Here is a 16,922-nt window from a genome sequence, read left to right on the forward strand (position 1 = left end):
GTCAGCTTCTTTCTTTTACCTTTTATCACACATTTTCGTTTCATTTGTAATGTTTCCATCCGCAACCGTAACTGTATGGAAACAGTCTTTCACACGTACTGTAACGACATTATCTTTTCGATCTATCACATGATAATCATTAAACTTTTCATTCAAAGCACTACGAATTTGCTCCCCTTCAAAAATCGGAAAACCGTGAGACATTACCCAAATGAGACCAGCAACAGCAAGAATCGTTTTCATACGTTTCATTACCTCCTCGAGAGTAAACTTATAGTCCCTACAACACGCGCATTATAATTGTGTCTAAATTGTGACATTTTTATACTAATTCTATTTTATACCTCCAGTTCCTTCTTCTTTTAAATAAAAATACAGAATTTTCAATTTTATCAACATGAAAAAACGCAAAGAATTAAAAATTCTTCACGCTTTACTTTAACGAAACTATATCGAACACATAACTTACATTAGTCTCCACTTTGTTGTTCTATCGTTTTCGAAACATCATATAATCCTGACAGCACTTCCGCTCTCATTTTTACAAGCTCAGGGAACTGATAGAAGAAAGCAATTTTCTTATATTTTAACTCTGTTCCTTCTTTCACTTTTTTTGAATCTTGTAAAATGAACGCTGTAAATGTATCTGCGATATCTTCTGCTACATTTGTCGTTCCATACTGTGAGACAAACTCATCTTGCTTTTCTTTAAAAAACTCAATTTGAGTTTCTTCACTTTCTTCTACTTTCTTTTCTGTCCACTCTTGCTCAATAGGCTTCCAGAAAGAGTTATAAAATTGATTAATATAAGATTTTCCCTTCGCACATCCCTCTTGTAAGAAAAGATTTCCACATTTATTTCGGTACGTTGAAATATCTTTATCTTCTTCAAAAGCCTTTACATAGTTTTCATCTACTGGTATTTGCTTATGCCCGAGCGTCAACACGTGAGCCGTCTCATGAATTAATGTTTTCATCACTTCATCGATATTTACCGCAGAATCAAGCGTATCTAGGCTAAGAGTCCAGTCTTTCGGATTCTCCATACTCGGCATAACATGGGCAACAACACCGTCATAACCATCTGTTATTAAATCAAATTCTGTTATATTCCCACGATATTTAGCTGGAATGAGTGTACGATACATATCCCATAAGTCTTCATGATACCCTCTATCTTGACGTTGTTGTAGCACCTCTTCTTTCGCTTCTTTATCTTCAGCGAATACTTTATTTAAACGTTTCCGTTCTATTTTTTCAAAATAAGGATCTACAATTTCATCACCATCGATATAATAAGAAGCTAAAAAGAAATAACTTTCATCATCATCCTCATCATCTTTTTTCTGCTCTGCCTCTTTCATATCCGCACTTTCATGCTCTTCTATTTCATAATCTTCTACTGCTTCAAGCTCAGATAATCCATCTATTTTTTCATATACTTTTTGAAGTTTCTTATCTCCTATTTCCACACATTCTTCGTCTGTTTTACACACTTCTTTTTCTTTCACACTCTTCATAGAACTTTCGCATCCTGCTAGTAAGCCGATTGCAACGATAACCCCTACTAACTTGCCATACAGTCTCTTCATACATTCCTCCATCAATACATTCTACAAAAATATAATAATCATTTTTTAACGAATATGCGATAATTAATTATAAAAACTGCAAGGAGGCTTCTCATGATTCGTGCAATCTTATTCGACTTAGATGGAACACTATTAGATCGGCGCCAATCTTTAGAACAATTTATTTGTGAACAATATAATCGCTTCTCCTCACATTTGATGAGTATAGAGAAATCAGAGTATTGTTCTCGATTTCTTGAACTCGATAATAATGGTTATACGTGGAAGGATAAAGTATATGCTACTCTCCTTTCCGAATACAACATTACTACTTTAACGCAAGAGCAACTGCTACACGACTATATTACAAACTTCCAACATCATTGTATTCCTTTCAAAAACACGCATGAACTACTTCAACAGTTAAAACAGCGAAACATTAAAATTGGTATTATCACAAATGGTTTTACTGAATTTCAGATGAGCAACCTTCGAGCACTACATATACATACGTATACAAACACCATTCTCGTTTCAGAAGCTGAAGGAATTAAAAAACCTCACCCTGAAATTTTCGAACGTGCTTTGCAAAGACTAGATGTTAAGGCAGAAGAATGTCTTTATGTTGGAGATCATCCAGAAAACGATGTGCTTGGTTCTGAACAAGTAGGGATTCTTGGTGTTTGGAAAAAAGATTCGTTTTGGGGTGATTTTAAGCATTCACGTATCGTAGATGATTTGTTGGAGGTGCTTTTGTTTTTAGAGGTGGAGATAAAAACACAATAATAGTAATTAAATTATATCAACAATTTTCACGATATCTTGATTCACCGACAAAAAATAATAAGAGGAGGCAGTTGTTCAAAAACGCCTCCTCTTCCTTTATTATTCATATACTGTAAACTGCGGTTTACTCGGATGATCTATCACTTGCGCATCATCTGGAAATTTTGAAACTTTTTGATATAAGACAATGTCGCCGATACAACCTGCTGTTAGTAGAATTCCTAAAAATGAGAGTGGCTCCAGATTCATAGCTAATCCCAATACAATTGGCAAAATTCCAGTTGGTAAAAACGGAAGCATTAACACTTTCTTCATTTGCTTTACTGTAACCGCCTGTTTAGAATGAGCATATGCAACACCTAATTTCCAATTAACGCCCCATTTTAGTTCACTCCACGGAACACCTCCGATATAGCGAAAGCCAATTAAATGTATCGCTTCATGAATACAAACGAGAACAATCATTGCGATAATAAAAAGAAACACAGTTGGTAACGTAATTTCAACTTGAACCCCGCCTGAAAGAAGTGCATGTAAAAAACTAATTCCAAATGCCAAAACAAATATTATAAGAAATGCATAGACATTTAATTTAACCATAGACACAGCAACAGTCGTTCCTTTTCTTTTATCCATCTTCCCCCTCCTAAAATGTAAATATATCTTTACAAAATTGTATAATATACCCAAAATAATGTAAAGATATATTTACATTTATTCTTACATACAAAAAAAAGAAACCGGCCACTTTACTTCGTAAAACAGCCGATTTCTTCTATATGTTTCATCGTACGCGCTAATACGTCATCGCGCATTATAAAGCTAAATTTTCTATTCGTTTTAATGTTGTCAGGAATGTCTTTTAATAAAACAGACCCTTTCGTTTCTTCGTAATGCGTATGTTCTTCTACCGCACTAATTGTTGCAAAATAAATGTTTTTAATGATTATTTTGTCTTTTCCAGATACTTTGTATTGTCCTAAGTAAGTTAAATCAGAAACTATGCCGCCGGTTTCTTCATGAACCTCTCGAACTGCCGCTTCTTCCGGTGTTTCCCCTATTTCTACTTTACCACCTGGAAATTCAAGACCGCGACGTAAATGATGTGTTAATAACCATTGATCCCCGTACCGGCATACAACCCAAACATGCTTTGGCTCAGGAGAAAATGGATAACGTTCAAACGATAATTGTACAGTGTTGTGGTAATAATCTTTAAATTTGTACATGCCATTACTCCCCTATTGATGGTTACAAGTTTTTCCTACCACAAATTGTAGCATATTCTCGCTTTTCTGCATAATATTATCCAATTACAATCCATTGATTATTCCCATTTGCGCGACTAATTCTTTCGTCTCATGATTTCCTAAATCGTAAATCATTTTATATGCTTTTTGTAGTTGTTCATCATATCGGTCATTATTTGAATCGTGATGATACTCAACAAATGGAACGTGGGAGCGTACAAATGACCCTAAATCTTCTACATATGCTTGATCAAAGTGCTCTCTTAATTCCGTAATTTCCTCATCATTTGCGGAAATCTCAAAATTATACGTATCCGCCGTCTTCACTTGTGAAATTTGACCATTTCCTATTGATATATAATATGTTTTTTTCGTCTCCATGTAACACCCTTCTTTCATCCTTTTATTTTCTATTGTTTTCATCAATTACAAAATTATGTAAAATAAAGAAAAGGAGGGATTTTATGTTCAAAATATTAATTATCGGTATTATCATCGTCCTAATCATCCTCGTACTCTCCATCATGACAATTAATAAAGGCTATGCTTATAAACATTCCGTCGATAAACTAGAAGACAACCCTTATACAAAAAAGAATAAGGAGAATTCCTAATATGCTTCGTATACTTCGCATCATAGTAGCACTCACTGTGATCGTTATGTCGGCAATTGGATTATATACAGGTCAAAATAATTTTTTACCTCTTTCACAATTTCTATTAGGGGCTTTAATGTTTCTCATCGCATTTGAACAAATAAAGAAAAAGGAGGCAGCAACTGGATTTATTTGTATTATTGCCGGTGCTTTCATTTGGATTGTTCTCATCATTAGCTATATCAAATAAAAGGAGGTACATGCATGCTAAAAGGAGTACGGATTACTTTATCACTTATTGCTTTATCTATAGCAATCTATGGATTTTTTACTAGTAATAGAGAAATAATGCCGTATATGTTTATCTCTTTAGGAGTTATGGCCCTCACCATAAGTTTAGAGGAAATATTAAAACAGCAAACAGGAGGTAGTGTGCTCGCTCTACTAGCAGGAGCCGCTGCTTTATTTATTGGTTTCACAGAAATATTCCGATAAATGGTCTAAAGGAGGCTATACAATGCTAACTCTAACTATATTACGGAGTTTTTTAGCATTTCTCATGCTTCTCTTACTCATTCTAAGCACTTATATCCATGTTACCGATAATTTTTCACTTCTCCCATACGTACAATTTATTCTCAGTTGTTTCTTTATTCTTCTAGGAATTAATGAATTGAAATCCGGACGAAAATCAATGAGTATCCCGTATTTTTTCGTTTCCAGTCTCATATTCTTCTTTTTAATATCAAACTACTTTCGTTATATGTAGAATGAAATTTTGACCAATTTAGCATTTATAATTATTTTCTCTCAGTAACTATTTCTTTCTACTTAAGGGGGATTCCATGTTAAAAAACATTCAAATTATAATCGCCACTATCGCTCTTTCTCTCGCCCTATTTAGCTTCTTTGCAAACTTCACTATTCTTTTACCTTACGTGTTTATCCTTTTAAGTATTATGTGTATCCTTTTTGGAATCGATGAAATAAAGAAGCAGCAAAAACGAAAGCATTTGTTTATTTTCTCTGTTCTGCCTTTGTTTTATATGTTGGATTGTCTAGTATACTTTCATAAAAAAAGAACATGTTCGCTCTTAATAAAATAAAAAACTGCCCTTTCACAGGCAGTTTTTTATTTTATCCAAACACTTTCTCAAGTTCATCTTTATCTTGGCTTAACCAGAAGTTCATTAAGCGTTGTGCTCCTTCTAAGTCGTGAAGCTTCGCTTGACCACATTGTGTTTCATTTGCAGCTGGAATTTCTGTAATTTGAACCGCATCTTTTAATGTTAGTTCTAATAAATCAATGATTTCTCGTACTGTCGGTGTTCCGCTTACTACAAGATAATATCCTGTTTGGCAGCCCATCGGTGAAATATCGATAATATCAAAATGCGGATAACGATCAATATATTTACGTAAATTAAATGCTAATAAATGTTCTAACGTATGAATAACATCTGGTTTCATTGCTTGTTTATTCGGTTGGCAAAAACGAATATCAAATTTATTTACAATACCGTCACTACCTACATTGTGAACTCCGCAATGTCTTACATAAGGTGCCTTTACAATCGTATGATCTAATTCAAAGCTTTCTACTGATGGCATACAACATCTCTCCCGCTTTTAATTTAATTCCGTTATATCCAATATGATATAACGGAAATGCACATTAGTAAAGTATTATGTACCGTCGTGCTATAATACTTTAAGACTATGCTGAAAAGGAGACCATTATGAAACAGATTTTTATTGGGATTATACGCTTTTATCAAAAGTTCATTTCTCCGATGACACCACCAACTTGCCGCTTTTATCCGACTTGTTCTCATTACGGATTAGAGGCGTTTCAAAAACATGGTGCACTCAAAGGTTTTTGGCTTACTTGTAAGCGTATATTAAAATGTCACCCTTTCCACCCGGGAGGATTTGATCCTGTCCCAGATAATAAGGATGACAAAGTAAATTCTTAATTGTCGTAACCATTCACAACTAAATCTAATTTTCCTGTATCAGGATCTATAACAAGACCGTGAACAGGCACTTCTTCTGGAAGTAATGGATGGTTGCGAAGTATCGATACGCTATGTTCTACACTTTCTTCTACACTAGAGAACCCTTGTAGGAATCTTTCTAAATCGATTCCAGAATAACGGAGTGTATCTAATTTCTCATTTGTTATACCCCGCTCTTTCATCTTCTCAATTGTACTGCTTGCTTGAATTTTTGCCATACCGCAATCGTGGTGACCAACTACACAAACTTCATCAGCACCAAGTTCATATACAGCAACTAAAATACTACGCATAATACTTCCGAATGGATGTGAGATAACAGCTCCTGCTACTTTAATAATTTTCACATCACCGTTACGCATATTCATTGCTTTTGGTAATAATTCAACAAGACGAGTATCCATACAAGAGATAATTACCATTTTTTTATTCGGGAATTTTCCCGTTTCATACTCTTCGTATCTTTTCTCTTCAACAAATTTTTCATTGTATTGTAAAATCTCTTCTAATGACTTCATAGTAAAAAACCCTCTTTTCTCTCATTTACATTACTTATATAGTGTACCAAAATATGAAAAACTCAAAAAGGATATCGCTTTATAGTAAAAATAAGATATTTTCAGATAATCGACATAATTCTTTCAAAATATACACACAGCTTTGTAACAAGTCTCACATACTTTAAACGTATTTTCACTATAAACTGATTGTAGATAATGTAAAAAAGGAGTGAATATTTATTATGTCCGACGTTCTGTTACTGAGTCGTTTTCAATTTGCAATTACTATTTTTTATCACTTTTTATTTGTACCTTTGACAATCGGACTTGTCATTTTAGTAGCATGTATGGAAACTCAATACGCCCGCACATTGAATCCAACATACCGTAAAATGGCAAATTTCTGGGGTAAATTATTTACAATTAACTTCGTAATGGGGATTATAACTGGGATTACGATGGAATTCCAATTTGGAACGAACTGGTCTGAGTACTCCAAATATATGGGAGATATTTTCGGATCACCTCTCGCAATCGAAGCACTCGTTGCCTTCTTCTTAGAATCTACTTTCATGGGAATATGGTTATTCGGTAAAGACAAAATTTCACCAAAGTTCCGTGCCTTCTGTATGTGGATGGTTGCACTTGGAACAAACATTTCCGCACTTTGGATTATTACAGCAAACGGATTTATGCAAAACCCTGTTGGCTACGTAGTACGTAATGGCCGCGCTGAATTAAATGATTTCTGGGCACTCGTTACAAATCCATATGCTTGGAATATGTTCTTCCATACTGTAGTTGGTTGTTATATCGTAGGTGCTTTCTTCGTTATGGCAATTAGTGCCTATCACTTATTACGTAAAAATGAAGTGGAATTCTTCAAAAAATCATTTAAGTTTGGTTTAATGTTAGGCTTATTCGCCGCAACAATTACACCGTTTATGGGACATCAATCTGGTGTATCAGCAGCTAAATATCAACCAGCAAAAGGAGCTGCGATGGAAGCAGTTTGGGAAACTGGAAAAGGACAAGGCTTCTCAATTGTTCAAATTCCTGATGTAAAAAATGAGAAAAACTTTGAATTCCTTACGATTCCAAAACTCGGAAGCTTCTTCTATACAAACTCATTTGATGGCGAAATTGTTGGTTTAAAAGATATTCCGAAAGATGAACGTCCAAATGTTAACCTCGTGTATTATAGCTTCCGCTTAATGGTTGCACTTGGTATGTTCTTTATGGCATTAACTTGGTATGGCTTCTATTTAAACCGAAAAGGAAAACTAGAAAACTCAAAACGTTATTTAAAAATTACAATATGGTCTGTCTTACTTCCTTATATCGCGATTAACGCAGGATGGATTGTCGCTGAAGTAGGTCGCCAACCTTGGACAGTATATAAACTAATGCGTACAGCAGAATCTGTATCACCTATATCTGTCCCGCAAATTTGGTTCTCATTAATTAGTTTAATTTTGTTCTACACTTTACTTTTAATCGCAGACGTCTACTTAATGCTGAAGTTCGCGAAAAAAGGACCTGCAGCATTAGAAGAACCTGCTACTGAGGGAGGTGTGGCCCATGTCTCATGATATGCTTGCAATCATCTGGTTTGGTTTATGGGGCGTGATTTGGACAGTTTACTTCATTCTTGACGGGTATGCACTTGGTAACGGAATGATCTTTCCTTTCGTTACGAAAGATCGACAAGAACGAAATCAATTACAAGAAGCAATTGGCCCATTCTGGGGCGGTAATGAAGTGTGGTTAATTACAGCTGGTGGCGCAACATTTGCTGCCTTCCCAGTCACATATGCAAATATGTTTAGTTATCTATATACACCGTTATTCTTAGTATTACTTGCACTGTTTGCGCGTGCCGCTGGACTGGAATTCATGCATAAAGATGATTCACCGATTTGGCAAAAAACTTGTAAATGGGCATTTGCAATTGGCAGTTTTTTAATTGCTTTCCTATTCGGTGTTACGTTCGCTAATCTTTATTACGGACTACAAATCGGAAAAAATGGTTATGAAGGAAATTTACTTAGCTTACTAAACCATTACGGTATTTTAGGAGGGTTGTTCTTCACTGCTATATTTGTCGTATCCGGTGCCCTTTGGGTCATGATTAAAACGACTGGTGAAGTATCCGACCGTGCTTATAAAATCGCAAGACCATTTTCAATGGCTGCAGCTATTATTTTAGCTATCTTCTATGTAGCAACTGCTAATCGGACAAACTTATTCCAAAACTTTACGGAATATCCGGTACTATTCATTCTTCCAGTACTTGCAATGCTAATGAGTGTACTCGCACTTATTATGGTGTACAAACATAAAATCGGCCTTGCATTCACATTCGTTTGTCTAACAATCGCAATGTTTATGACAACTGGCTTTGCAGGTATGTTCCCAAGAATGTTACCATCCCGTATTAACGATGCATACAGTACAACGTTATACAACGCAGCTGGTAGTCAATTAAACTTAAAAATTATGTTCTTCGTAGCAATGGTCATGGTACCAATCGTTATTGGATATCAGCTTTGGAGCTACAGTATTTTTAAAAATAAAATTCATAAAGACTCTGCTAAAGGATATCACTAAAATAAAAAAGACACTTCGTTTGAAGTGTCTTTTTTTGTACGTATGATTTTCGATAAGATGTTATATTTCTAATCTAACAACTACACTATAGAAGAATCATTAACAGCTCACAGCTAGATTGTATCATAGGGCAACTTCATCATTTTATGCAATTTTACATACTGTACTATAAAGTAAACTGTATCCCCTGATCATTCGCATCATTATCCCATACATCAGCTGTACTAATCCCGCTAAACGTTTGTACTTTCATTCCTGTATTTGATGATCCCGATCCATTATAAGCCTTCGTCTTTTCAATCGGCTGTACGTTATATTTGTCACCTACATTAATTGTTCCATTGCAGTTTTCAATAATAACACCTTCCACAACTGCCGGCATTTTGTCACCCACTTTCATTTCTTTACTTTTATTTTATGAAAATCGCCTAGAAAAATAGCATGTTTCAATAAGAAAAAGCACTCAATTTGAGTGCTTTTTCTTTAAGCATAAAGACAAGTTTGGAGACAGTTGACTTCTTCAAAATTTTATTAGGGGTAATATTTTGAAAAAGAAAGCCTTTCATATGTAGGTTAACACCACTGGAATATATAGTAAATTGATAATATTTATACGGAAGATTGCTAATGTTTAGTATAGATAGTTTACACTATGCTAACAGTGAAAACTATCTATACTAATAAAAAAAAGGTGCCTTCAAAGAAGCCACCTTTCAAAAACAGACACTATAAAACAGAATTATTTATTGTTATACGATTGTTAGATACAAAAAGTAGAGGGAAATGTTTGTATGAAATTCTGCTTTATAAAGTCTGTCTACAACTTATATTGTAATCCTCTTCATTTGAAAAAAAATATAATATGCACAATTGCATACAAAAAGAAAAAGCACTCTACTGAGTGCCTTTTCAACCATTTTACTTTTAATATATCGCTTTGAATATATTGTAACATACGTATCTATATATTTTATTGAGAAAATTCAAAATCATTTTTTCTTTCATTTTTACTTATAAAATCATGTAATATAAAAGGTATGTCAAATTCTTATACAAATTGAGGTGTACTATATTTATGATGTATTTCGGAATTATTCCTCTTATACTATTTATTATTTTTCTTATTTCCTATTTAAAAGATCCGCGAAAAATAATAAACGGCTTTTTATTTAATGCCTTTATCTGTTCATTTCTATTATTTTGCGCTATAGCCTCATTTGAGTCTGGTAATAACGATTTACATTTTATCGTTATCATCCCCATGCTAGCACTACTTGTAATGATTCCTTTTGCTATAGTCGCTTTAATGTTTGGACTCTTTCTTAATGCAAAAATTTTAATGCAACGTGAAGGAAGACGCTTCACAAACTCTTTAACTTTAATTGCTGCTTTAGGGATTTTATTCTTTATAATGCTCCCTATCATAAATCCAGCAAATTTATTCTCAGAGCATTTTCAATTTATCTTTGCTGCTATCTCTCTTATAACTATGTATTTCTTTGTGCATTTATCTAACTTCTTAAGCGCATATTTTTTATACCAATTCAACAGACCAAGACGTAATCAAGATTTCATTATCGTTCTCGGTAGCGGCTTAATTAATGATAAAGTACCACCTTTACTTGCAAGCCGAATTAATAAAGCTATCGACTTTTATTGGAAACAAGCTGCTGTGAATACACCACCAACAATTATTTTCTCTGGCGGTCAAGGTCCAGATGAAGGACTTCCTGAGGCAGAAGCAATGCAAAATTACGCTGTTGAAAAAGGCATTCCGATTGAACATACAGTGCAAGAAAATCGCTCTGTAAACACATATCAAAACATGTTGTTCTCTAAAGAAATTATGGATTCTTTAAAGCCTGAAGGTAAATATAAAAGTATTTTTACCACAAATAATTTTCACCTTTTCCGCGCTGGTATATATGCAAGACAAGCTGGTCTTAACAGCCAAGGGATCGGATCAAAAACTGCATTTTATTATTGGCCTAACGCAATGATCCGTGAATATGTTGCGATTGTCGTAATGGGACGTAAGCGCCATATGAAAATATGTGGAACTATTTTAGGTTTCGCTTTATTCCTAACAGCCCTTAGTTTTATTGTTTCTTAATAGCTATTAAATAAAAGGTCCCCTGAATGCTTTATACAAGGGGGGCCTTTTTTATATCTTTCAGTTCATTAGATTTAAATAAGTAACATAACAGCATACAACACATTAATTATTCCAGAAACCAATCCAACAATAGCAAATGTTTTACTCGTACCTGTCACTTTTTTGTTTAAACCCAATATAGAAAATACGATAGCTACACTACCAATAAGCCCCCATAAGTTTATAAACCAAGATATTAATCCAGTGATGAAACCAACTAAAGAAAAAACTTCTATACTACTATTAGAACTGCTATTTGGAAAACTTCCCTCTACCGTTTTATAGCTAAGACTCTCCCCGCACTGTCCGCAAAATTTATTGCCTTCTTTCGTTTCATTTCCACATTTCGTACAGTATCCCACAGAATCCCCTCCCTAAGGTTAGTGCCCCAAATGTATATATCCATACTATTCATTCTACTTTTTCATATTAAAATTATGACCACTCTCTAATCTTCTACTGTTGTATTTTAAATAATAATATGGTCATAATATTCCCTGCATACATCCATTAAAGGAGAAATTTTTCAAATTAAATGTTAAAATAAAATTTAGGTGTGAATTATGTAACAAACAAGAAACTAGTTTGAAACGAGGAAATTACATGGAGAAAATTATCAAAAACAAGCCCAATAAGCTAAAAATTGCTTCGAAAGCTTTGATGATTATTATTGGGGCATTTATCACAGCGTACGGATTAGAAGCAGTATTAATTCCAAATAACGTATCAGACGGTGGTGTGACTGGTTTAAGTATCGTTAGTTCAAGATTATTTGGATTGCCATTAGGAGCTCTAATCGCGGTTATTAACATTCCTTTCGTTTGGTTAGGATATAAGCAGATCGGTAAAAGCTTTGCAATTTATTCTATTATCGGGATTGCTTCATTAGCAGTAGGTACCGTTGTCATGCACGGAATACCAGCTATTATTGAAGGCGATACATTATTAGTTACAGTTGTTGGTGGTATTATCATCGGTTTTGGTATGGGACTAGCATTACGTAACGGTGGGGCATTAGATGGAATCGATATGCTTGCTGTATTGCTTTCTCGTAAGTTACCATTTGGAACGAGTGACCTTATTTTATTCTTAAACATGTTCGTATTTATTTTCGTATCAACGGTATTCGGTCTTCAAGGAGCTATCCTTTCGGCAATTGCTTACTTTATCGCTTCGAAAGTGATTCATATCGTTGAAGTTGGTTTAAGTGGTTCGAAAGCATTTAAAATCATCACAAAAGAGCCTGAATTGATGGTAGAAACCATTCGCGATCGTTTAGGCAGAAGTGCAACATATAACGAAGTATACGGTGGTTATTCAAGAGAGAAATTCAAAGAAATTTCTTGCGTAATTAACCGTTTAGAAGAAAGTAAAATGAAAGAACTTATTAATGAAATCGATCCTAATGCCTTTATTACCGTTTATGATGTAGCAGAAGTAAAAGGTGGTAATTTCAAGAAACGTGATATTCATTAATCATTATGAAAAAAGAGGGTGTGCTAACATTTTGGCACACCCTCTTTTTATTATTAAGTTGCTATCGTTGTCAGTTTTTGTCGGTAAGTCGATATATTTCAATAATCGCTGATATATTTTGAGTTGTGGTCGATATATTCTAATAATCGCTGATATATTTTTACTCTCCCCTCTTACGCCTAAATTGCACCACCCGAAAGGAATTAGTTCCTATAACAAGAAAAAAGACCAAAAAGCAACTTACACTTTTCGGTCTCTCTACTATCTTCTCTTCGTAATTTTCCCTGAACCACCGACCCTCGTTTTCGGAGGAGATGTATTTCTTGGCGGCGTTTTAATAGATGATTTCGGCTTCACATCTGATCCACTTGAACCACCTGGTGTTTTTGTAATTTTACCCTTGCTTCCAGTAGAAGGTGGGGGCGTCGTATTACTTCCTTTTTCAGTAATACTTCCCTTATCACCTACTGATGGTTTCGAATCTACATTATCGCCTCGCTTAATGATAGACCCTTTCCCTTCCTTCGTAATTGGAGGTGGGGTTTTCTTTTCTTCTTTCGTAGGTGGTCTCTCTGGAATAACTGGTTTATGATTTTGTCTGTCATTATATCCTCGATAATCACCATATGATGATTTTCGTGAACCGAATATATCGTTTAATATGCTACCCATAATATATCCTTGCAAGAAGGACGGTTGGTAGTTTTGACGGACAAATTCTTCATTACTTACTTCAATTAACGTATCAGATGGTTTCTCTTTATCCTTTTGAAGGTTATACATTTTATCCGAATAAACGAGAAACATTTGATTTTCGTCTTCTTTAGATGCTTGTTTCGGTTTCCTTTCGGCTATAAGTTCCTTCGCGACTTCAGGAACTGACCGATTGGCGGCCCTATACACGTAAGATTCTTGTTTACCTTCCTTTGCGACAGACTCAAGCGGATAACGGTCTTGAATCGACTTTGTCTGCCCGCCTTGACAACCTGATAAGGCATAACCAGCAACAACAAGTAATGTAACGATAGCAAGTATAGGGATCACAAACGATTTAATCATGGTAAACAATCGGTTTGACATGATTACGCCCCCTTACGTTGCTCTTATAATTTGTACATCAGCAGGAATGATTGCTTCTCCCTCATACATCATTGTACGACCATTTTGCCATTCAATACGCAATAATTTTCGATTATCTGATTGGAATTCCCAGACGTACTGTTCCTCTGAAGCTGAGAATGGTGTTTTCCCCATCACAACAACACGTCCGTTATATTGTTCTTCCATATGGTACTCTGTATCATCCATTTCAATTGTCGTCGGAATTTCCTCAATTGAATCTAAGCGACCATCAATTGGTGTATATAATTTGTAATACGTATTTTCACGATCTTCAATTTTTAAATAACGAATGTCTTTCCCGTCTTGCAGTGTTAAAACAATTTCCTTGCGAGAATGCATACTCGTTTTCCCAGTTAATTCGTACATGACTAATGAAACTTCAATCATATCACCAGGAGCTAACGTTAAAAGACTCTTTTCCGGCTTCGGTGGCTCTGGGCTTTTCATTATATTTTTAATTCGTTTAAATAAACTCATGATCTACCCCTCCTTTTCTCTTTATAAACAAGCACCTAAAATAAGTGCACCAACAATATGTAATGATCCGGCTAACATCGCATGTGCAACGCTACCTTCTTTCGTACCTTCTTCTAAATCAAGACCAGACATTTTCTTTAATACGAATTCGATAAACATTTCTACCACTAATAAAATAACGAAAGAAACTGCTGATGCAAGAAGTGCTTGCCATAAATCATTTGCTTTCGTTATCGATTGAGATAAAATGTACCCTTGTGCAAATAATTTCATAATAAAACGAGTTGTTACAGCTGTATTTCCATTTTTGATTTCTTTTAAATCATTGTATTTTGTAAAAATCGAATCAACCCACATAATTGCAAATAAAAGTACTGCACTCGCTCCAGTCCATACAAGCATGGCAACTACATTCATCCATGTCATTGCAAAACCTCCTCAAAAATATAATAGAAAACCGACATGAATTTGTTTAGACATGTCGGTTCATTTGTCTCTATTCTATATTATTTCTCATACTGCTTCATAATACGAGCTAATTCATCGTCAACAGCAGAATTTTTGTTTAAGCTTGCGAATTCATCATCTAATGACTTTTCTTTCTTATAAACTTCACCGCTTGCTTCCGCTTCAGCCTCTAATTGAAGAGCTTTCTCTTCCATACGGCTTAAACCAGCTTTTGCTGAATTTGAATCAAATCCAGACATCGCCTGATTAATATTCTTCTGTGCTTTCGCTGCATTTACACGTGCTACAAGTGTTTCACGTTTATTTTTCAGCTCATTTAATTGCTTGCGCATTTCTTCTAGCTTAAGGCGCAGATTATCAGCAGCAGCTTTGTTTTGCTCGTAGCTTGCTTTATACTCATTCATCTTTTGTTCTGCGTTTTGTTTTTCTTCAAGAGCACGACGCGCAAGATCTAAGTTATTAGCTTGAACAGCCATATGAGCTTGCTCTTCACGTTTTTTCACAAGTGCTTCTTGCTCTTCAAATAATATTTTGAATTTCTTCTCAAGCGCGATTTGAGCCGCTACACTTTTCTCTGCTTCTTGTACATCGGCTTGCATATCGCGTAAATATTGATCAGTCATCTTAACTGGATCTTCCGCTTTTTCAATTAACGAATACACATTTGACATTGTTAAATCTCTTAATCGTTTAAATACAGACATTTAAATTCCTCCTATGATATACCTCATATTTCAAATTCACTACTTGGAAAACTGAAAAATCTCCCTTTACAGTAAAGAATATTCATTTTTACAGCCTATGTGTTTATTATAACAAAACTAATATGTCCTTACATGTTATTTCCAAAATACATCCATTATAATATGACATTCTATATACAATATTGCATTTCTAATATATTCTCATTATCCCTCTTTGAAATTAACTTACTTTTGTGCAATTTCACTAAATTACATAAGTGTAATGTTACTGTAAGCTAACTCGATAGTTGCATTCCGATATTTCTTATACACTAATACCAGAAGCAACAAACAAGCTTCTTCACATGTAAGCACTAATACAAAAATTGTATTTACTATAAAACATATAAAAGGAGAAATCATCATGAAAAAATTAGTAGGAATCGGATTAGCAGCAGCAATTTCATTTGGAGCATTATCAGGTTGTTCTTTATTAGGAGAGAAAGCGAACGGTTTTGTACTGTACGGCTCAGAAGAACAAGTTCAACAAATTACAGATAAAAACAAAAAAGAAGTGAAAGAAAAAGACTTCTATAAAATGAAAATGACAACATTAGATGGTAAAAAAGTTCTTGTAATGGATAAGAAAACTGGTGAAGAACTAGTGAAAAAAGAGTTACTTAGCAAAGTTGATGAAAAAGACAACACGAAACCACTTGATAAATTACCAGCTGTAACAACAGAACAAGGTGTATTATTCGCAAAAGAGAAAGTAGAAAATGCTACACTTGATGGAGCGAAATTAAAATATGAAGGCAACACAATTATCGGAAGTGGCCGTGCATATACAGATATGTATGCGATTGTTGATGACGCAACTTACAGCAATGTAAAAGGTGATGAAAAATCTGTAGGTGTATTAAAATTTGATAAAGACCCGAGTAAAGAATTCCCTGGTTACAAAGGCGTAGAAGCTTCTCAACTTGTAAAAATTAAAAAGTAAAACAAAAAAGCTTTGCGACATTCGCAAAGCTTTTTTCTATTTATTATGAGCAATTTGCTCCATATCCGGGCTACAAGTTTGCGACTGACATGACTTATTTAAAGAACATGCCGCGCATTTTCCTTTTTTACTTCTCTTTACAAAATTAACTAACGTATATGCTGCATAACCAAAAATGATAGCTCCAATTATAATATTGACCATCAT

General features: G+C 34.5%; 24 protein-coding genes and 1 pseudogene. 11 read left to right on the forward strand and 14 right to left on the reverse strand.

Features of this window, described 5'->3' with window-relative positions:
* Nucleotides 1-15: 15 nt before the first annotated feature.
* Both MHH27_RS24875 and MHH27_RS24880 read right to left on the reverse strand, forming a co-directional pair.
* Complete coding sequence (locus tag MHH27_RS24875; protein ID WP_000849112.1) at nucleotides 16-243, reverse strand: hypothetical protein; 228 nt, start codon at nucleotides 241-243, stop codon at nucleotides 16-18.
* A 227-nt stretch (nucleotides 244-470) separates the two neighbouring features.
* Nucleotides 471-1,592 carry a hypothetical protein gene (locus tag MHH27_RS24880; RefSeq protein ID WP_063548865.1) on the reverse strand — a complete coding sequence of 374 codons (1,122 nt, stop codon included), beginning with the start codon at nucleotides 1,590-1,592 and terminating at the stop codon, nucleotides 471-473.
* A gap of 93 nt (nucleotides 1,593-1,685) precedes the next feature.
* On the opposite strand from MHH27_RS24880, the gene MHH27_RS24885 reads away from it, so the two are divergent.
* Nucleotides 1,686-2,357, forward strand: a complete 672-nt coding sequence (locus MHH27_RS24885; protein ID WP_000617258.1) for an HAD family hydrolase — start codon at nucleotides 1,686-1,688, stop codon at nucleotides 2,355-2,357.
* A 99-nt stretch (nucleotides 2,358-2,456) separates the two neighbouring features.
* Here MHH27_RS24885 and MHH27_RS24890 read toward each other — a convergent pair whose 3' ends face one another.
* The 3 genes from MHH27_RS24890 to MHH27_RS24900 all read right to left on the reverse strand — a co-directional run bounded on the left by MHH27_RS24890 (nucleotide 2,457) and on the right by MHH27_RS24900 (nucleotide 3,988).
* Nucleotides 2,457-2,993 (reverse strand): DUF3267 domain-containing protein, encoded by a 537-nt coding sequence (locus tag MHH27_RS24890; protein ID WP_098236121.1) that lies wholly within the window; start codon nucleotides 2,991-2,993, stop codon nucleotides 2,457-2,459.
* A 113-nt stretch (nucleotides 2,994-3,106) separates the two neighbouring features.
* Complete coding sequence (mutTA, locus tag MHH27_RS24895; RefSeq protein WP_000276382.1) at nucleotides 3,107-3,586, reverse strand: antimutator 8-oxo-(dGTP/GTP)ase; 480 nt, start codon at nucleotides 3,584-3,586, stop codon at nucleotides 3,107-3,109.
* Between the two features lie 84 nt (nucleotides 3,587-3,670).
* A complete protein-coding gene (locus tag MHH27_RS24900; RefSeq protein ID WP_000448409.1) occupies nucleotides 3,671-3,988 on the reverse strand; it encodes a hypothetical protein in 318 nt (105 codons plus the stop codon).
* Nucleotides 3,989-4,071: 83 nt separating this feature from the next.
* On the opposite strand from MHH27_RS24900, the gene ytzI reads away from it, so the two are divergent.
* The 4 genes and pseudogenes from ytzI to MHH27_RS32080 form a co-directional block, all read left to right on the forward strand.
* The gene (gene ytzI, locus MHH27_RS24905; protein ID WP_000472791.1) at nucleotides 4,072-4,221 is read left to right on the forward strand and encodes a YtzI protein; all 150 of its coding nucleotides are present in this window, start codon (nucleotides 4,072-4,074) and stop codon (nucleotides 4,219-4,221) included.
* A 1-nt stretch (nucleotide 4,222) separates the two neighbouring features.
* Complete coding sequence (locus MHH27_RS24910) at nucleotides 4,223-4,453, forward strand: DUF3953 domain-containing protein (protein WP_000944455.1); 231 nt, start codon at nucleotides 4,223-4,225, stop codon at nucleotides 4,451-4,453.
* A gap of 14 nt (nucleotides 4,454-4,467) precedes the next feature.
* Nucleotides 4,468-4,698, forward strand: coding sequence for a DUF3953 domain-containing protein (locus MHH27_RS24915; RefSeq protein ID WP_074047382.1), 231 nt, complete (start codon nucleotides 4,468-4,470; stop codon nucleotides 4,696-4,698).
* Between the two features lie 500 nt (nucleotides 4,699-5,198).
* A pseudogene (locus MHH27_RS32080) lies at nucleotides 5,199-5,278 on the forward strand (hypothetical protein); the annotation flags it as partial.
* A 62-nt stretch (nucleotides 5,279-5,340) separates the two neighbouring features.
* On the opposite strand, the gene luxS reads toward MHH27_RS32080, so the two are convergent.
* Nucleotides 5,341-5,814 (reverse strand): S-ribosylhomocysteine lyase LuxS, encoded by a 474-nt coding sequence (luxS, locus tag MHH27_RS24925; protein ID WP_001141371.1) that lies wholly within the window; start codon nucleotides 5,812-5,814, stop codon nucleotides 5,341-5,343.
* Between the two features lie 128 nt (nucleotides 5,815-5,942).
* Between luxS and yidD the strand changes: the two genes are divergently transcribed.
* The gene (gene yidD, locus MHH27_RS24930; protein ID WP_340944465.1) at nucleotides 5,943-6,179 is read left to right on the forward strand and encodes a membrane protein insertion efficiency factor YidD; all 237 of its coding nucleotides are present in this window, start codon (nucleotides 5,943-5,945) and stop codon (nucleotides 6,177-6,179) included.
* Here the strand turns inward: yidD and MHH27_RS24935 are convergent.
* Nucleotides 6,176-6,739, reverse strand: a complete 564-nt coding sequence (locus MHH27_RS24935) for a beta-class carbonic anhydrase (protein WP_000838173.1) — start codon at nucleotides 6,737-6,739, stop codon at nucleotides 6,176-6,178. The two genes, yidD and MHH27_RS24935, sit on opposite strands and share 4 nt — an antisense overlap.
* Nucleotides 6,740-6,963: 224 nt before the next feature.
* Here MHH27_RS24935 and cydA point away from each other — a divergent pair, with 224 nt between their 5' ends.
* Both cydA and cydB read left to right on the forward strand, forming a co-directional pair.
* Nucleotides 6,964-8,313: a cytochrome ubiquinol oxidase subunit I gene (gene cydA, locus MHH27_RS24940; protein ID WP_001286188.1), complete on the forward strand. Its 1,350-nt coding sequence runs from the start codon at nucleotides 6,964-6,966 to the stop codon at nucleotides 8,311-8,313.
* The gene (gene cydB, locus MHH27_RS24945) at nucleotides 8,303-9,331 is read left to right on the forward strand and encodes a cytochrome d ubiquinol oxidase subunit II (protein ID WP_000017662.1); all 1,029 of its coding nucleotides are present in this window, start codon (nucleotides 8,303-8,305) and stop codon (nucleotides 9,329-9,331) included. Before cydA ends, cydB begins: the two co-directional genes overlap by 11 nt.
* 166 nt (nucleotides 9,332-9,497) lie before the next feature.
* Here the strand turns inward: cydB and MHH27_RS24950 are convergent, their stop codons facing one another.
* Nucleotides 9,498-9,731 (reverse strand): spore germination protein, encoded by a 234-nt coding sequence (locus MHH27_RS24950; protein ID WP_002001299.1) that lies wholly within the window; start codon nucleotides 9,729-9,731, stop codon nucleotides 9,498-9,500.
* A 678-nt stretch (nucleotides 9,732-10,409) separates the two neighbouring features.
* Between MHH27_RS24950 and MHH27_RS24955 the strand changes: the two genes are divergently transcribed.
* Nucleotides 10,410-11,444 (forward strand): YdcF family protein, encoded by a 1,035-nt coding sequence (locus tag MHH27_RS24955; RefSeq protein ID WP_042969141.1) that lies wholly within the window; start codon nucleotides 10,410-10,412, stop codon nucleotides 11,442-11,444.
* 74 nt (nucleotides 11,445-11,518) lie between these two features.
* Here MHH27_RS24955 and MHH27_RS24960 read toward each other — a convergent pair whose 3' ends face one another.
* Complete coding sequence (locus MHH27_RS24960; RefSeq protein WP_053563494.1) at nucleotides 11,519-11,848, reverse strand: zinc ribbon domain-containing protein; 330 nt, start codon at nucleotides 11,846-11,848, stop codon at nucleotides 11,519-11,521.
* 241 nt (nucleotides 11,849-12,089) lie between these two features.
* On the opposite strand from MHH27_RS24960, the gene MHH27_RS24965 reads away from it, so the two are divergent.
* Nucleotides 12,090-12,962, forward strand: a complete 873-nt coding sequence (locus tag MHH27_RS24965) for a YitT family protein (RefSeq protein WP_090976813.1) — start codon at nucleotides 12,090-12,092, stop codon at nucleotides 12,960-12,962.
* Between the two features lie 261 nt (nucleotides 12,963-13,223).
* Here the strand turns inward: MHH27_RS24965 and MHH27_RS24970 are convergent, their stop codons facing one another.
* The 4 genes from MHH27_RS24970 to MHH27_RS24985 all read right to left on the reverse strand — a co-directional run bounded on the left by MHH27_RS24970 (nucleotide 13,224) and on the right by MHH27_RS24985 (nucleotide 15,733).
* Nucleotides 13,224-14,042 carry a DUF4247 domain-containing protein gene (locus MHH27_RS24970; protein WP_065229475.1) on the reverse strand — a complete coding sequence of 273 codons (819 nt, stop codon included), beginning with the start codon at nucleotides 14,040-14,042 and terminating at the stop codon, nucleotides 13,224-13,226.
* A gap of 12 nt (nucleotides 14,043-14,054) precedes the next feature.
* A complete protein-coding gene (locus MHH27_RS24975; RefSeq protein WP_000051755.1) occupies nucleotides 14,055-14,561 on the reverse strand; it encodes a DUF4178 domain-containing protein in 507 nt (168 codons plus the stop codon).
* 21 nt (nucleotides 14,562-14,582) lie between these two features.
* Nucleotides 14,583-14,987, reverse strand: a complete 405-nt coding sequence (locus MHH27_RS24980; protein WP_000220087.1) for a DUF350 domain-containing protein — start codon at nucleotides 14,985-14,987, stop codon at nucleotides 14,583-14,585.
* 80 nt (nucleotides 14,988-15,067) lie between these two features.
* Nucleotides 15,068-15,733 carry a PspA/IM30 family protein gene (locus tag MHH27_RS24985; protein WP_000110280.1) on the reverse strand — a complete coding sequence of 222 codons (666 nt, stop codon included), beginning with the start codon at nucleotides 15,731-15,733 and terminating at the stop codon, nucleotides 15,068-15,070.
* A gap of 403 nt (nucleotides 15,734-16,136) precedes the next feature.
* Here MHH27_RS24985 and MHH27_RS24990 point away from each other — a divergent pair, with 403 nt between their 5' ends.
* A complete protein-coding gene (locus MHH27_RS24990; RefSeq protein WP_048565089.1) occupies nucleotides 16,137-16,715 on the forward strand; it encodes a lipoprotein BA_5634 family protein in 579 nt (192 codons plus the stop codon).
* 36 nt (nucleotides 16,716-16,751) lie between these two features.
* On the opposite strand, the gene MHH27_RS24995 is transcribed toward MHH27_RS24990, so the two are convergent.
* Nucleotides 16,752-16,922, reverse strand: coding sequence for a FeoB-associated Cys-rich membrane protein (locus tag MHH27_RS24995; protein ID WP_000989598.1), 171 nt, complete (start codon nucleotides 16,920-16,922; stop codon nucleotides 16,752-16,754).

It is taken from the genome of Bacillus sp. FSL L8-0152 (genome assembly GCF_038006365.1).
Taxonomy (GTDB): domain Bacteria; phylum Bacillota; class Bacilli; order Bacillales; family Bacillaceae_G; genus Bacillus_A; species Bacillus_A cereus.

What these genes read in the sequence shown, in the direction of transcription:
- MHH27_RS24875 (WP_000849112.1), bottom strand. Translation starts at nt 243, where the DNA reads ATGAAAACGATTCTTGCTGTTGCTGGTCTCATTTGGGTAATGTCTCAC.
- MHH27_RS24880 (WP_063548865.1), bottom strand. Translation starts at nt 1,592, where the DNA reads ATGAAGAGACTGTATGGCAAGTTAGTAGGGGTTATCGTTGCAATCGGC.
- MHH27_RS24885 (WP_000617258.1), top strand. Translation starts at nt 1,686, where the DNA reads ATGATTCGTGCAATCTTATTCGACTTAGATGGAACACTATTAGATCGG.
- MHH27_RS24890 (WP_098236121.1), bottom strand. Translation starts at nt 2,993, where the DNA reads ATGGATAAAAGAAAAGGAACGACTGTTGCTGTGTCTATGGTTAAATTA.
- mutTA (WP_000276382.1), bottom strand. Translation starts at nt 3,586, where the DNA reads ATGTACAAATTTAAAGATTATTACCACAACACTGTACAATTATCGTTT.
- MHH27_RS24900 (WP_000448409.1), bottom strand. Translation starts at nt 3,988, where the DNA reads ATGGAGACGAAAAAAACATATTATATATCAATAGGAAATGGTCAAATT.
- ytzI (WP_000472791.1), top strand. Translation starts at nt 4,072, where the DNA reads ATGTTCAAAATATTAATTATCGGTATTATCATCGTCCTAATCATCCTC.
- MHH27_RS24910 (WP_000944455.1), top strand. Translation starts at nt 4,223, where the DNA reads ATGCTTCGTATACTTCGCATCATAGTAGCACTCACTGTGATCGTTATG.
- MHH27_RS24915 (WP_074047382.1), top strand. Translation starts at nt 4,468, where the DNA reads ATGCTAAAAGGAGTACGGATTACTTTATCACTTATTGCTTTATCTATA.
- luxS (WP_001141371.1), bottom strand. Translation starts at nt 5,814, where the DNA reads ATGCCATCAGTAGAAAGCTTTGAATTAGATCATACGATTGTAAAGGCA.
- yidD (WP_340944465.1), top strand. Translation starts at nt 5,943, where the DNA reads ATGAAACAGATTTTTATTGGGATTATACGCTTTTATCAAAAGTTCATT.
- MHH27_RS24935 (WP_000838173.1), bottom strand. Translation starts at nt 6,739, where the DNA reads ATGAAGTCATTAGAAGAGATTTTACAATACAATGAAAAATTTGTTGAA.
- cydA (WP_001286188.1), top strand. Translation starts at nt 6,964, where the DNA reads ATGTCCGACGTTCTGTTACTGAGTCGTTTTCAATTTGCAATTACTATT.
- cydB (WP_000017662.1), top strand. Translation starts at nt 8,303, where the DNA reads ATGTCTCATGATATGCTTGCAATCATCTGGTTTGGTTTATGGGGCGTG.
- MHH27_RS24950 (WP_002001299.1), bottom strand. Translation starts at nt 9,731, where the DNA reads ATGAAAGTGGGTGACAAAATGCCGGCAGTTGTGGAAGGTGTTATTATT.
- MHH27_RS24955 (WP_042969141.1), top strand. Translation starts at nt 10,410, where the DNA reads ATGTATTTCGGAATTATTCCTCTTATACTATTTATTATTTTTCTTATT.
- MHH27_RS24965 (WP_090976813.1), top strand. Translation starts at nt 12,090, where the DNA reads ATGGAGAAAATTATCAAAAACAAGCCCAATAAGCTAAAAATTGCTTCG.
- MHH27_RS24970 (WP_065229475.1), bottom strand. Translation starts at nt 14,042, where the DNA reads ATGTCAAACCGATTGTTTACCATGATTAAATCGTTTGTGATCCCTATA.
- MHH27_RS24975 (WP_000051755.1), bottom strand. Translation starts at nt 14,561, where the DNA reads ATGAGTTTATTTAAACGAATTAAAAATATAATGAAAAGCCCAGAGCCA.
- MHH27_RS24980 (WP_000220087.1), bottom strand. Translation starts at nt 14,987, where the DNA reads ATGACATGGATGAATGTAGTTGCCATGCTTGTATGGACTGGAGCGAGT.
- MHH27_RS24985 (WP_000110280.1), bottom strand. Translation starts at nt 15,733, where the DNA reads ATGTCTGTATTTAAACGATTAAGAGATTTAACAATGTCAAATGTGTAT.
- MHH27_RS24990 (WP_048565089.1), top strand. Translation starts at nt 16,137, where the DNA reads ATGAAAAAATTAGTAGGAATCGGATTAGCAGCAGCAATTTCATTTGGA.
- MHH27_RS24995 (WP_000989598.1), bottom strand. Translation starts at nt 16,922, where the DNA reads ATGATGGTCAATATTATAATTGGAGCTATCATTTTTGGTTATGCAGCA.